This window comes from Intestinimonas butyriciproducens, from assembly GCF_004154955.1.
Lineage (GTDB): Bacteria > Bacillota > Clostridia > Oscillospirales > Oscillospiraceae > Intestinimonas > Intestinimonas butyriciproducens.
The window spans coordinates 2,651,810-2,665,166 of record NZ_CP011524.1 but is presented as its reverse complement, the minus strand read 5'-3'; the positions used below and the strand labels follow the sequence as shown (position 1 = coordinate 2,665,166).

The window sequence follows — 13,357 nt, the reverse complement described above, 5'->3', positions numbered from 1 at the left end:
ACCCCAAAATGGGAGCCTTTGCAACAAAAGGGAGAGGAAGCGAGGGGGAGCGAGCAAAAGTTTTCCATCTTTCACTTTTGACGGGCTTGACAAACGGGCGGATATCCGGTATAATTCCACTGTTCAAAAGGGAGTAGTCGCAAGTTCCTCCATCAACATCACGGTCCGGTCAGGGCCTGGTGGAGGGCGCCGATTCCGGTGACAAGACTTTTGAGTATGGGCTTCGAATCCTCAAAGCCCATACTCAAAAGTCTTTTTTGCTATAAGCATAGCAAAAGGGTCATGCGCGCCTATGACGGCACGGTCCGGAATCAAAGCGTGTGGGCCTGGACGACCTGCATGCACAAAGACTTCATGTGTCCGCTTCTGCCCGTTTATCGTGATGCGCCAATGGCGCATGAAGTTTTATGCCCGATTGGACAAGATAGATGCAGAAGGAGTGTGGCAAGTGTGGAATCCTCATTTTTCAACCGCACCGTGGATGAGACCCTGAGCGCCCTCGGAGGGACGAAGGCGGGGCTTACTTCCAAGGAGGCGGCCGAGCGCCTCCAGAAACACGGCAAAAACGCCCTGGCGGAGGGGAAGAAGAAGTCCGGACTCCAGGTGTTTCTGGACCAGTTCAAGGACCTGCTGGTGGTGATCCTCATCATTGCGGCCCTGATCTCCATGGTGTCGGATAACGTGGAGAGCACGGTCGTCATCTTTGCGGTCCTGATCCTCAACGCCGTACTGGGTACGGTCCAGCACTTCAAGGCGGAGAAGTCCCTGGAGAGTCTGAAGGCCATGTCCTCGCCCAGTGCAAAAGTGCTCCGGGACGGCGTGCGGTCCGTGGTGCCTTCGGCCCAGGTGGTGCCTGGCGACATTGTGGAGCTGGAGGCCGGCGACATGGTGGTGGCCGACGGAAGAATCCTGGAAAATTTTTCGCTGAAGGTCAATGAGAGCTCCCTCACTGGTGAGAGCGAGGGCGTGGAGAAGACCTCGGATGTGATCGCCGCGGAGAAGGTGGCGCTGGGCGACCAGAAAAACATGGTGTTTTCCGGCTCCCTGGTGACCTATGGGCGGGCCACGGTAGTGGTCACGGGCACGGGTATGGACACCGAGCTGGGCAAGGTGGCCGCCCTGATGAACCGGACCCAGCAGCGCAAGACCCCCCTCCAGGAGAGTCTGGACGACTTCAGCAAGAAGCTGGCCACGGCCATCCTGGGGATCTGTGTGGTGGTATTTGCCCTGTCCCTGTTCCATCATATGGCGCTGCTGGACTCGCTGATGTTTGCCGTGGCGCTGGCGGTGGCCGCCATCCCGGAGGCCCTCAGCTCCATCATTACCATCGTCCAGGCCATGGGCACCCAGAAGATGGCACGGCAGAACGCCATCATCAAGGACCTCAAGGCGGTGGAGACGCTGGGCTCGGTGTCTGTGATCTGCTCCGACAAGACCGGCACTCTCACCCAGAACAGGATGACGCCCCAGAAGATCTACGCCGACGGCTCCCTTCTGGAGGGGGACGACCTGGATCTGGTAAACGATGTGCAGCGGCTGCTCCTGAAGGCGGCCCTCCTGGCCAGCGACGCCACCACCAATGTGGAGGACGGCACCGCCATCGGCGACCCCACTGAGGTGGCCCTGGTCATGCTGGGGGACCGCATCGGCGTAGACGAGGAGCTTTACCGCAGGCACCACCCCCGTCTGGGGGAGCTGGCCTTTGATTCCGACCGCAAGCTGATGTCCACCCTCCACGAGATCGAAGGGGTCCCCACCCTATACACGAAGGGCGCCATTGACGTGCTGCTGGACCGTTCCCGGTATGTCCTTACCCGGGAGGGACAGGTGCCCATGACGCCTGAGTGGAGGGAGCGCATCTCCCGGGTCAACATGGAGCTCTCCATGGAGGGCCTGCGGGTACTGGCCTTCTCCTACCGTGAGCTCCCGGAGGTCCGGGCGCTCACCCTGGAGGACGAGCGGGACTTTACCTTCATCGGCCTCATCTCCATGATCGACCCGCCCCGGCCGGAGGCCGTCCAAGCCGTGGCCGACGCCAAGCGAGGCGGGATCCGCACCATCATGATCACCGGCGACCATAAGGTCACTGCGACTGCCATCGCCCGGCAGATCGGCATCTTCCGGGAAGGGGACGAGGCGGTGTCCGGCGTGGAGCTCTCCGATATGAGTGACCACGACCTGGATGAGCGCCTGGAGCGGATCTCCGTCTACGCCCGGGTATCGCCGGAACATAAAATACGCATTGTAGAGGCGTGGCAGCGCAAGGGAAAGATCGTCTCCATGACGGGCGACGGCGTGAACGACGCCCCGGCCCTCAAAGCCGCCAACATCGGCGTGGCCATGGGGATCACCGGTACGGAGGTGTCCAAGGACGCGGCCTCCATGATCCTGGCGGACGACAACTTTGCCACCATCGTCAAGGCGGTGGTCAACGGGCGGGGCGTCTATACCAACATCAAAAACGCCATCAACTTTCTTCTTTCCGGCAACATGGCGGGCATTCTCAGCGTCCTCTTCACCTCCATCCTGGGCCTGAGCATGCCTTTTGCACCGGTCCATCTGCTGTTCATCAATCTCCTTACCGACTCGCTGCCCGCCATCGCCATCGGGGTGGAGCCCGCGCGGAAGGGCCTGCTGGACCAGCCGCCCCGGGACCCCAACGAGCCCATTCTCACCCGGGGATTGATGCTCAAGATCCTGGCCTACGGCGCGCTGATCGCCTGTGCTACCATGGGAGCCTATTTTATCGGGCTCAATGCCGACAACGGCGGAGCGGGGCTGGCCATGACCCTGGCCTTCTCCACGCTGACGCTGGCCCGGCTGTTCCACGGGTTCAACTGCCGGGGCATCGAGTCCATCTTCAGGCTGGGCCTCACCACCAACAGGGCGAGCCTGGGCGCCTTTGCCGCCGGCGTGGTACTGCTGCTGGCGGTGCTGTTCCTCCCCGGCCTCAACGCCCTCTTCCAGGTGAGCCCCTTCACCATGGCCCAGTTCGGCTGGGTAATCCTCCTGGCGTTCCTGCCCACGGTGGCGATCCAGATCTACAAGGTGATCCATGACGCCGTGCGTCGGAAGAACAGATAAGTCCATTCAAACAGGGCCGCCCATGAAATGGGCGGCCCTGTTTGAATGGATCACGGCGCGGGGTGAAAACACCGGCGGAGTGCGAAGAGCCGGTTCATAAGGGCCAGACTCACCAACAGGCCGGCCAGGGACAGGGCGGCGGAGAGCCACGGAGCCGGTCCGCCGCACAGGTCGGAGAGGGGCCCGGCCAGGGCCAGGCCGGTGAGAAGCAGCACCTGGAGCGTCCGCAGCCGCAGCAGATGCCGGTCCAGGTCTGCGCCCTCCGGCTGGTACCGGGCGGCCAGCAGAGCCAGGTCGGTAAAAAGCTGGAAGTGGAAATAGAGGGAGGCGGCCTGGAGGATCACGTCCAGAGGATAGAACCGGCCGTCCAGACTGCTGCCGGTCCAGGAATAGAGCCATCCGGCTCCCGCCCACGCGCCCAACAGGGCGCACAGGGGCCGGAGGAGGGACAGGTCCCGGACCTCCCCTTCCAGCGCACTGATGGCGCTCCAAAAGAGCAGATAACCGACGAAGGCGGGGAGAATGCTCACCGTCCCCAGGTTGACGTCCAGATAGAGGAAGAGATAACCCCAGGCGGCGTGGGAGACGCCCCGATAGAGGGCTTCCGGATGAGAGGTCATGCTGCGCCTCCTTCTACAGGGAGCAGGGTGGCCTGCCGGGAGGTCCCTCCGGCGGTGAGCTCCACCAGGTAGCCGGCTGGCCATACCGGTGTGTCGTTGGGGTCGCCGCCCAGATAAGTCCCGCCGCCGTCGGAGAGCGTACCGTCCCAGGGGCTGGGGCCGCTGTTGGAGCTGCTGCCCCAGAAGGCCCCGGTGCTGCTGCTGCCGCTTCCCGCGCCGTATTTGAGCGCGGGGTGGCTGCCGTCGGCAGAGAGGGGGACGGCGGCATAGCGGACCTCGCCCAAGGCGGCCCGCTGGTCCTCGTTGCCGGTAAAGACGGCTGTGAAGGAATAGGACGCGTAGGCCCTGGCAAAGCGGGCATAGGGCTTGACGGCGGTGTCGAAGGCGGAGGCGCCCGGGTGCCAGGACAGGCCGGTCTGGGACTGTATGGCATTGTCCAGCACATGGACCGTCTGGTAGCGGAGCTCTAGGCGGAACTGCTCCGTCTCGGCGGCATAGGTCGCGGCGGCGGGCAGAGAGGCGTCCCCCCAGACCAACCATCCGCCGTCGTCCAGGGAACGGGAGGTCTCCGTCAGGGTGAACGCCTCCTGGGGAAGGACCACCCAGCGGTCTTCGCGGCGCTCAGCCCGGACAGGCCGGGAGGCGAGCCAAAGGCAGTCGGGGTCCGAGGCGGGGGGCTGGTCCGGCCCGTCCGGATAGGCCCACTGGAGAGGAAAGACCATGAGAGCCCGGTAGCCTCCGCTGTCGGGGGTCAGATTGTAGAGAAAGTAGCCCGCCCGCGGATCGGGATAGCCGGGCAGGCCGCTCTCCCAGCGGGTGTAGACCCAGTGGTCGGGGCCCGTAGCGGCGGCCTCCATCTCGGCGGCCAGGGCGGGGTGCTCCTCCAGGGGGGCGCAGAGGGCGCGGTAGATGCCGTTTTGCTCCAGGACCGCCTTTCCATAGGCGTCCAGCGCCGCGGCGGCGGTGGTGCACCGGGCGACCCGGGCCGAGGCCATGGCGGTCTGGAAATCCAGGGCGTCGTCCCAGCGCCGGGAACCCAAAACAACGCCCCCGGCCCGGGTGCCGAAAAGGGCGGGCAGGGCCAGCACCGCCGCGATGCACACCGACACCAGGGCCATGCCGGCGGGGTAGCGCCTGAAGCGGGCGATGGCCTGGATGCGGGCGCGGATGTTCCGGCCGCCGTTGGCCATGGAGGAGGTGCCGGGGGCGCGGGCGTAGCGGTCGTCGGCCATGGAGAGGAGGATGCGCCCATAGTCCCGCCGCTCCTCCCCCTCCAGCCGCTCCAGCACCCGCTGGTCACAGAGGGACTCGGCGTCGTTCTGGGCGAGGTCGGCGCAGATCCACAGCAGGGGATTGCACCAGTGGAGGCAGCGGAACAGGCAGATCAGGAGCCCCCAGGCGGCGTCGTGGCAGCGGAGGTGGAGCAACTCGTGGAGGATCACCTTGTCGTCCACCGGGCGCTCCGCCGGGAGGGCCAGCACGGGACGGAACACCCCGCAGACAAAGGCCGAGGAGAGGCCGGGGACCGCCACGGCCCGGCAGGGCCGGCAGCCGTATGCGGCCGCCACCCGGCGGATCTGGGCCCCGTCGGCCTCGGCGCCCTGGCGGAGGGCCAGCCGAAGCCGCAGATAGGAGAGGGCGTACCGCAGCAGCAGCGCCGCCGCGCCCGCCAGATAGAGGAGATAGAGCAGGTCGGCGGGAGATGCCGGACGGCCCGGCCCCAGGGGCAGCGGGATGGGGGCGAGGACCCGGGTGAGGGAATAGTCTCCGGTGAGGGCGGTCTTGGCACTCTCCACCCACAGGGGCCAGTTGAACAGGGCGTACCGCCCGCCCCCACCGGCGGGGAGCAGCAGGACCAGCGCCAGCACCCCCCACACGCCGAACTGCCACCGGGGGGAGAGCTTATCCCGAAAGAGGGCCTTGACGGCCAGCAGCAGCGCCGCCGCACCGGAGGCGGTGAGGGTCTGGAGGAGAAAGGACCAGAGATCGGTCATCGGGCTCAGACCTCCATTTCGTCCAACAGCTTTTTGAGCCGTTCCCGCTCTTGGGGGGAGATGGGCTCCTCCTTCAGAAAGGCCGCCACCAGGTCCCCGGCGGAGCCCTGGTAGACCCGGCTGAGGAAGCTGCGCCGTTCCTCCGTCCGGCCCTCCTCCCGGCTCAGGGCGGCGCGGTAGCGGTGGGGGTAGTGCTCTTTGTCGATGGTCACCAGCCCCTTGCGCTCCATCCGGGTGAGATAGGTGAGCACCGTGTTCCGGCTCCAGCCGGTGTCCGGGCGCAGGGATGCCGCCACCTCGCCCAGGGCGGCGTCGCCGGAATCCCACAGAGCGGTGAGGACCCGCCACTCACTGTCGGTCAATCTGGACATAGAAAAGCCTCCTACAGATGTAGTATCTATGATTGAATACTACACCTGTAGGAGGCTGCTGTCAAGGGGAAGCCGGCCTATTGGGCCGCGACCGCGTCCACCAGGGTGTTGAGGGCGTTCAGGTCGGGCGCGGAGACTGGCTCTCCGCTCACGCCGTACTCCAGTTTCAGGGAAAGGATGCGTCTGACGCTCTCGTCCAGCCGCGCTTGGGAGATGCGGCCGGATGCCGCCGCCTCCAGCAGGGCCGAGCGGGCGGCGTCCACGCTGTCCCGGCCGTGGCAGACCAGCAGCATGTCGCACCCGGCCTCCACGGCCAGCACGGCGGCCTCGCCCAGGCCGTAATTTTGTGTAATGGCGCCCATAGTGAGGTCATCGGTAAAGACCACGCCGCCGAAGCCCAGCTCCCCCCGCAAAAGGTCGGTCACCACCGCCGGGGAGAGGGAAGCGGGTAAGTCGGGGTCCAGTTGGGTCATCAGGATGTGGGCCACCATGACGGCGGGGACGGCCTCTGCCCTGCCGGAGGGGGTCTCGCCGCCCGAAACGAGGTCCCGGAAGGGAGGGAGCTCCTGGAGGGAGAGGTTCTCCAGGGACTTGTCCACCACCGGAAGTCCCATATGGGAGTCCACCGCCGTGTCCCCGTGGCCGGGGAAATGCTTGACCACCGGGATCACGCCCGCCGCCTGGAGGGCATTAGACACCGCGGCGCCGAAGCCGCTGACCACTTCCCAGTCGCTGCCGAAGGCCCGCTTACCGATGACGGTGTTGTCCGGGTTGCTCCACACGTCCAGCACGGGGGCAAAGTCCAGATGGAAGCCGAAGGCCGCGCACTCCGCCGCCAGGGCGGCCCCCAGGGCGCGGCCCTGGTCCCAGTCCGACGTGGAGCCCACGGCGTACGCGCCGGGGGTGCGGTGGACCTCCGGCGGCATCCGGTCCACCAGCCCGCCCTCCTGGTCCACGCCGATGAGGAGGGGGATCTGGTCGCCGTTGAGGGTCTTGAGGCCGTTGGTGAGGGCCGTGAGCTGTTCCGCGCTCTCGATGTTCCGCCCGAAGAGGATGAGTCCGCCCACCTGATAGTCCTGGAGGAAGACGGCGGCGTCGCCGCCGGGCTCGGTGCCCTCGAAGCCCGCCATCAGGAGCTGCCCCACCTTCTCCTCGGTGGTCATGGCATCCAGCCGGGCCTGAACGGGGTCCGGGGTGGGTGTGGGTTCCGGTGTGGCCGGGACCGTGGCCGTGGGTATGGGCACGGCGGTGGCGGAGGCCCCGGGACTGCCGCCGGGAGCGGTCCCGGAGCTGCACCCGGCGGCAGAGATGAATACACATAGCAATAGAAACAGAGATAAAATACGTTTTGTCATCGCTTTTTCCTCCCCTTCTCCCGTTTGGGAGGCCGATAGGCGGGTTTTCCGGAGGGGCGCTTCGCCTTGGTCCTGGTCTGGCGCTTGGGCGCGGCGGCGGGGATCGCCCGGGGCGCGGCGCCCTCCACGCCGGGAAGGGTGAAGTCGATCTGGCCGGAGCCGGCGTTGGCCGCCGCGCAGAGGACCTCCAGGGGCATCCCAAAGGAGTAGGTCAGCTTGGTCCGGGACCCGGTGAGGGTCATGCGCACCTCGTCGTATTCGTACCGGTCGTCGGGAAGGGCGGTGACGGGGAGGAGCCCCTCCACCCCGTTTGCCAGGGCCACGAAGAGGCCGAACTTGGTGACGCCGGAGACCGCGCCGGGGAAGGTCTCCCCCACATGGGCGGACATGAACTCGGCCATATAGCACTTCTCGATCTCCCGCTCGGCGCTCATGGCGGCGAGCTCCCGCTCGGAGGACTGCACGGCGGCGCGCTGGGCGGCGGCGGAGAGCGCCCCGGCGGACCGGCCCTCCCCCAGCGTCCCGTCCAGCAGGGAGGTGAGGATGCGGTGGACCATCAGGTCGGGATAGCGCCGGATGGGGGAGGTGAAATGGCAGTAGTATTTGGCGGCCAGGCCGAAGTGGCCCAGATTCTGCACGTCGTACCGGGCCTTCATGAGAGAGCGGAGGACCATGGTGTGGATGGCGGGGGCCTGCGGCGTCCCCCGCGCGGCGTCCAGGACCTTCTGGAGGCTGCCGTTGTCGGCCTCGCGGAGGGCAAAGCCCAGGGGAGCGAGCATGGCCTTCAGGTTGGTCGCCTTGTCCGCCGAGGGCTTTTCGTGGACCCGATAAACGGCGGGCAGCGCCGCCTTTTGGAGATGCTCGGCCACGCACTCGTTGGCGGCAAGCATAAAGGACTCGATGAGCCGTTCGGACGTGCCGGATTCCCGCACCCGGATATCCACGGGCAGACCATCGGCATCGCAGACGATATAGCACTCCCGGCTCTCCAGATCCAGGGCCCCGCGGGCCCGGCGCTTCTTCTCCAGGGTCCGGGCCAGCCCGGCCATGTCCCGGAGCATGGGCAGAATGTGGGCGTACCGCGCGGCCAGCTCGGGGGACTGGTCCTCCAGGAGGAGGTTGCAGTCCTCATAGGTCATCCGCTCGGTGGAGCGGATGACGGTCTTGGCCAGCTTGTGGCCCAGCATCGCCCCGTGGCCGTCCATGGTCATGATGCAGGAGAGGGCCAGACGGTCCACCTGGGGATTGAGGGAGCAGATGCCGTTGGAGAGGGCCTCCGGCAGCATGGGCACCACCTGGTCGGCAAAATATACCGAGGTGCCCCGGTGAAAGGCCTCCAGGTCCAGGGGGGAGCCCTCGGTCACGTAGTGGGACACATCGGCGATGTGGACCCCCAGGACCCAGTTGCCGTCGCCGTCCCGCTCCAGGGACACGGCGTCGTCAAAATCCTTGGAGGAAGCGCCGTCGATGGTGATGACGGTCCCGCCCCGCAGGTCCAGGCGGCCCTCCAGGGCCGCCGGCTCCACCGCGGAGGGCGCCAGCTCGGCGGCGGCCCGCACGGGGGCGGGAAAGTCCCGCTCGATGCCGTACTGGTAGAGGATGGCCTCCACGCTGGCACTGCGGGTGCCGTCCCGGCCGAAGGCGGCCTTGAGGGTGCCCATGGGGGGCAGCTTGGCGCTGCCGAAGCTGCTCATGGACACGGCGATCTTGTCGCCGGGGCGGATGGAGGAGGTGCGTCCCACCACCTTGACGGCGTGGGGCAGGCGGTCGCTGCTGGGCTGGACCCAGACCTCGCGGCCACGGCGCTCCACCGCGCCGATGACGGTGCGGTTGCGCCGCTCCAGCACGGCGGTGACAACGGCGGTCTGCCGGTCCGGGTCCTTGGGGTCCGGGCGGATCACGGCGGATACCTTGTCGCCGTTCCAGGCCCCGCCGTCGCAGCGGGGCGGCACAAACAGGTCCGATTCCCGGCCCTCCGCGCCCTCAGGGGTGAAAAAGCCGAAGCCCTTGGAGGAGGCCTGGTAGATTCCTTGTAAACTCATAAAATGGATGATCTCCTTTGTATCTCATAACAGTCGATTCTAGTATAACACAAAAGGCGCCTGCGCAACAAAAAAGGACGCCCTCCTGTTCGGAGAGCGTCCCGGAAGCCTCTCAGGCCGCAGTGTTGGGCATCAGCGTCAGGACCATGGTCAGGATCATAAAGCCGATGGCGACCCACTTGGTCCAGCGGGCCAGCTTTGCGTCCCAGCTCTTGGCCTTGTTCTTGGACAGGAAGGTATCCGCGCCGCCGGCGATCGCGCCGGACAGGCCCGCGCTCTTACCGGACTGGGCCAGCACCACAAAGGTGAGGAATACGGCGCCCAGCACCTGGATGATGGTGAGGATCAGCTTGACAGTAGCCATGAAAGCATCGTTCCTTTCAAGCCCCAAGGGGCGTGGTCAGCATAAAATGGGCGCAATCGCGCCCGAACAGTAATCAGTATATTACCACACTTTTCGAGGGAATGCAAGTCCCAGTTTGCGGGTTTACACATCCTTTCGGTTCGGAGCGGCTTCCCGGAGTTTTTTGAAGCGCGCATACTCGGCGAGAAGGGCCAGCAGATGGTCGTTTTTCCGATGGGCAGAGTCTGCGATCCCTGAGAGCTCTTCGGGGGAGATGGTTTTGACGGAGATGAGCCGGTCCAGTGCGTCAATATTTCGTATCATCCACAGGACAAGAGCTTGCTGTTCCGGGAGCAGGCATCTAAAACGCAAGATAAATTTTAGGGACTCCCAGTCTAGGCGTTTATACATTTTATACACCCTTTCTTTGCGATGGAATGTATACATTCCAATAATAGCGGAATTTTAGTGTAATATCAAGAGCGAAATGTATGAATTCCAATCAGTGGGAGAGCGTCATGTCACACAAGCTGAAACAGGATGTTTCGATTGGCGGCAATCTGAAACGCCTTCGCCTGAAAGCTGGATATACGCAGGAAGAGGTGGCTGCAAAGCTCCAAACAATGGGGCTTGCGGTGAGCCGAGAAATGCTATCTCAAATGGAACAGGGGAAATACAGCATACGCATCAGCGTATTGGCGGCGCTGCGAACATTGTATAAAACGAATTTTGAGGACTTCTTTGCTGGGCTGTAAGTGTGGGCAGGGAAGTCCTTTTTATCAAAAGCGGTGGAAAAGAGCCCGGCGGAGACAACCATCTCCGCCGGGCTTCTTTTCTACTATCCGTTTTCCCGCAGGATACGCTTGCTGCCGCAGTAGGTGGCCAGGAAGTAGGCCCCATAGATGACCAGGATGAAGCAGGCCGTGACGGCGGAGCTGGCCGCCGAGTCCACCCGGCCCACCTGGGCAATGACCGCGTTGGCCGCCGTCATACCCACCGCGGCATGGACCACCGCCAGGGCCAGGGGGAGGAAGAAGGCCAGGAACACCTGGGTGAATACGGACCGGCGGCGCATCTTCTCCGGGGCGCCCAGCCGGGCCAGAATGCGGTAACGGGGGGCGTTGTCCGCCGCCTGGGAGAGCTGTTGGAGGGCCAGCACCGCCGCCGCCGTGAGAAGAAAGACCATGCCCAGATAGAGCCCCATGAAGAGGACCAGGATCTTGGAACCCATATTTTCCATATACACCCCGATCCGGGTGCCCAGGTGGAAGGAGGTCTCCTCCGTGTGGAAGTCGGGGGAAGCATAGGCGGCGTTGAGGGCGTCCTCTGCGGCCTGCTTGTCGCCCCGGTAGTTTGCGGCAAACACCTGGCGCCGGGGAGAGAGGCGGGCGGCTGTCTCATCGGAGACCACGGCCAGCCCGGTGAAAGCCCCGTAGCCCGTGAGAACGGGCTCCCGACTCAGCGCGGGGAGCGCGGCCGCGGCCAGAGGGGCCTTTCCCTGCATCGCCATCAGGGCGTTGTAGTCGCGCAGGGACACCGCGGCGTTCACCTCCTCGTCGGAAAAGCCGGTGAGGACGGGATCATTATAATAGAGGAGAAAGTCCAGGCTGTCCTCCAGCAGGGCGTCCGTGTCGAAGCCGGCCTCGGTGAGCCGGGTGGAGATGTCCACCCGGACGGTGTCGCCGCTGTAGTTCTGGATGGTGAGGTCATAGGGGGCGGCGGAGGCGGTGCTCTGCTCAATGGTGTTGTTGAGGCCCACGCAGCAGGCGGTGATCCCGATGGCCAGCAGCAGGAGCAGACAGATCACCGTCATGGAGAGATAGGTGGTGTGGATGCGGCTGTTGAACTGCCGCAGCACAAACATATTGAGACCTTTGTAGTAGAGCTTTTTCCGGCTCTTCACCACCCGGAGGAGAAAGCCCGAGAGCGAGCGGAAGAACAGCAGGGTCCCCAGGGTGCCCAGGGCCAGCATGAGGAAAAAGCGCGGGTCGATATAGAGCAGTCCCCGGAGGAGCAGCATGGCGTAGGCGGCGAGCAGCAGCGCGACGCCGGCCAGAAAGGTGAGCACGCTCCGCCACAGGGGGCGCTCCCGCATCTCCTCGTTTCTGCGCCCGCTCTGCATGAGGTCGATGAGCCTGGCCCGGGAGACGGACAGACCGGTAAAGACCATGACCAGCAGGAAGATGACACCGAAGTAGAGGGCGGTCTTCCCCACAGCCTTCCCCGACAAAACCAGGCCGAACGCCTCCCCGGAGGGATAGGCGGAGAACATGGCGATGGTGAGCAGACCCAGGCATTGGGAGAGGAGGATACCCAGGAGGATGCCGGTGACCAGGGCGGCCAGGCCGATGAGCAGGGTCTCCAGAAAGAGGAGGAGGGAGACCCGGGCCGTGGGGAGGCCCAGCAGGAAATAGGTGCCCAGCTCCCGCTTGCGCCGCTTCATGAGGAAGGTGTTGGCGTAGAGGATGAGGCAGGCGAGCACAACAGAGACGAAGGCGGAAAAGACGTTCATGAAGATGAGGATGCTCTCCACCATGTAATGGGCGCTTTTCGCCAGCATCTGCATGCACCACTGACTCTCCAGGGAGTTGAACACATAGAAGATGCTCACGCCGAAGGTGAGGGTGAGAAAATAGACGGAGTAGTCCTTGAGGCTCCGTGTGACGTTGCGCAGGGCCAGCTTAGAGAACATCGGCGCCGTCACCTCCCAGCGTGCTCACGACCTCGAGAATGCGGCTGAAGAAGCTCCGGCGGTCCTGCTCTCCCCGCAGCAGCTCCCGGTAGAGCCCGCCGTCCTTGATGAAGAGGATGCGGCGGCACCAGGAGGCGGTGAAGGCGTCGTGGGTGACCATGAGGATGGTGGCGCCCCCGGTCTGGTTGAGGGCGGAGAGCTGCCGGAGAAGCTGCCCCGCGGCCTTGGAGTCCAGGGCCCCGGTGGGCTCGTCGGCCAGCACCAGGGCTGGGTGGGTGATGATGGCCCGGGCGGCAGCCACCCGCTGCTGTTCGCCGCCGGACATCTGATAGGGATACTTGTCCAGGACGCGCTCCAGCCCCAGCAGGGCGGCCGCCTCCGTCACCCGCGCGTCGATGGCCCCGGCGGGCGTGCCCAGGATGGTAAGGGACAGGGCGATGTTCTCAAAGCCCGTGAGCGTGTCCAGCAGGTTGCAGTCCTGGAAGATGAAGCCCAGCCTTTCCCGCCGGAAGCGGGACAGGGCGGCGCCCCGGAGCGCGGTCACGTCCGTGCCGTCCACGGTGATGGAGCCGGAGGTGGGGGCGTCAATGGTGGAGACGCAGTTGAGCAGCGTGGTCTTTCCGGAGCCCGAGGCCCCCATGATGCCCACGAACTCGCCGGGGAGAACGTCGAAGCTCAGGTCGCTGAGGGCGGTGGTCCGGTTTCCGCGGCTGCCGTAGACTTTTTCCAGGTGTGAGACAGACAGAATGGGTTCCATAGGAAAACCTCCTTCGTAGTAACCAGAGTCTACTACGAAGGAGGTAAAATTCCCTTGAGAAGGTGTGAAGAAAACCTAAAGTTTCTCTGTCGGCGGCGG

The 13,357-nt window shown here is 64.9% G+C and carries 11 protein-coding genes; 2 read left to right on the top strand and 9 right to left on the bottom strand.

Annotated features, from left to right (window positions below):
- Positions 1–450: 450 nt before the first annotated feature.
- Positions 451–3,084, top strand: coding sequence for a cation-translocating P-type ATPase (locus SRB521_RS13160; protein WP_242976566.1), 2,634 nt, complete (start codon positions 451–453; stop codon positions 3,082–3,084).
- 50 nt (positions 3,085–3,134) lie between these two features.
- Here SRB521_RS13160 and SRB521_RS13155 read toward each other — a convergent pair whose 3' ends face one another.
- The 7 genes from SRB521_RS13155 to SRB521_RS13125 all read right to left on the bottom strand — a co-directional run bounded on the left by SRB521_RS13155 (position 3,135) and on the right by SRB521_RS13125 (position 10,133).
- Positions 3,135–3,704: a hypothetical protein gene (locus tag SRB521_RS13155; protein ID WP_116722182.1), complete on the bottom strand. Its 570-nt coding sequence runs from the start codon at positions 3,702–3,704 to the stop codon at positions 3,135–3,137.
- Positions 3,701–5,698 carry a M56 family metallopeptidase gene (locus SRB521_RS13150; protein ID WP_116722181.1) on the bottom strand — a complete coding sequence of 666 codons (1,998 nt, stop codon included), beginning with the start codon at positions 5,696–5,698 and terminating at the stop codon, positions 3,701–3,703. Before SRB521_RS13150 ends, SRB521_RS13155 begins: the two co-directional genes overlap by 4 nt.
- 5 nt (positions 5,699–5,703) lie before the next feature.
- Positions 5,704–6,069 (bottom strand): BlaI/MecI/CopY family transcriptional regulator, encoded by a 366-nt coding sequence (locus SRB521_RS13145; RefSeq protein WP_033117293.1) that lies wholly within the window; start codon positions 6,067–6,069, stop codon positions 5,704–5,706.
- A 77-nt stretch (positions 6,070–6,146) separates the two neighbouring features.
- Positions 6,147–7,424: a beta-N-acetylhexosaminidase gene (gene nagZ / locus SRB521_RS13140; protein ID WP_116722180.1), complete on the bottom strand. Its 1,278-nt coding sequence runs from the start codon at positions 7,422–7,424 to the stop codon at positions 6,147–6,149.
- Positions 7,421–9,466 (bottom strand): ribonuclease R, encoded by a 2,046-nt coding sequence (gene rnr / locus SRB521_RS13135; RefSeq protein WP_116722179.1) that lies wholly within the window; start codon positions 9,464–9,466, stop codon positions 7,421–7,423. Before rnr ends, nagZ begins: the two co-directional genes overlap by 4 nt.
- Before the next feature lie 112 nt (positions 9,467–9,578).
- A complete protein-coding gene (secG, locus tag SRB521_RS13130) occupies positions 9,579–9,830 on the bottom strand; it encodes a preprotein translocase subunit SecG (protein ID WP_116722178.1) in 252 nt (83 codons plus the stop codon).
- A 123-nt stretch (positions 9,831–9,953) separates the two neighbouring features.
- Complete coding sequence (locus SRB521_RS13125; RefSeq protein ID WP_058118313.1) at positions 9,954–10,133, bottom strand: hypothetical protein; 180 nt, start codon at positions 10,131–10,133, stop codon at positions 9,954–9,956.
- Positions 10,134–10,300: 167 nt separating this feature from the next.
- Here SRB521_RS13125 and SRB521_RS13120 point away from each other — a divergent pair, with 167 nt between their 5' ends.
- On the top strand, positions 10,301–10,564 hold the full coding sequence (locus SRB521_RS13120; protein ID WP_227151847.1) for a helix-turn-helix domain-containing protein: 264 nt from the start codon (positions 10,301–10,303) through the stop codon (positions 10,562–10,564).
- An 83-nt stretch (positions 10,565–10,647) separates the two neighbouring features.
- Here SRB521_RS13120 and SRB521_RS13115 read toward each other — a convergent pair whose 3' ends face one another.
- Both SRB521_RS13115 and SRB521_RS13110 read right to left on the bottom strand, forming a co-directional pair.
- Positions 10,648–12,501 carry an FtsX-like permease family protein gene (locus tag SRB521_RS13115; protein WP_116722176.1) on the bottom strand — a complete coding sequence of 618 codons (1,854 nt, stop codon included), beginning with the start codon at positions 12,499–12,501 and terminating at the stop codon, positions 10,648–10,650.
- The gene (locus SRB521_RS13110; RefSeq protein WP_058118311.1) at positions 12,491–13,258 is read right to left on the bottom strand and encodes an ABC transporter ATP-binding protein; all 768 of its coding nucleotides are present in this window, start codon (positions 13,256–13,258) and stop codon (positions 12,491–12,493) included. Before SRB521_RS13110 ends, SRB521_RS13115 begins: the two co-directional genes overlap by 11 nt.
- Positions 13,259–13,357: the final 99 nt, after the last annotated feature.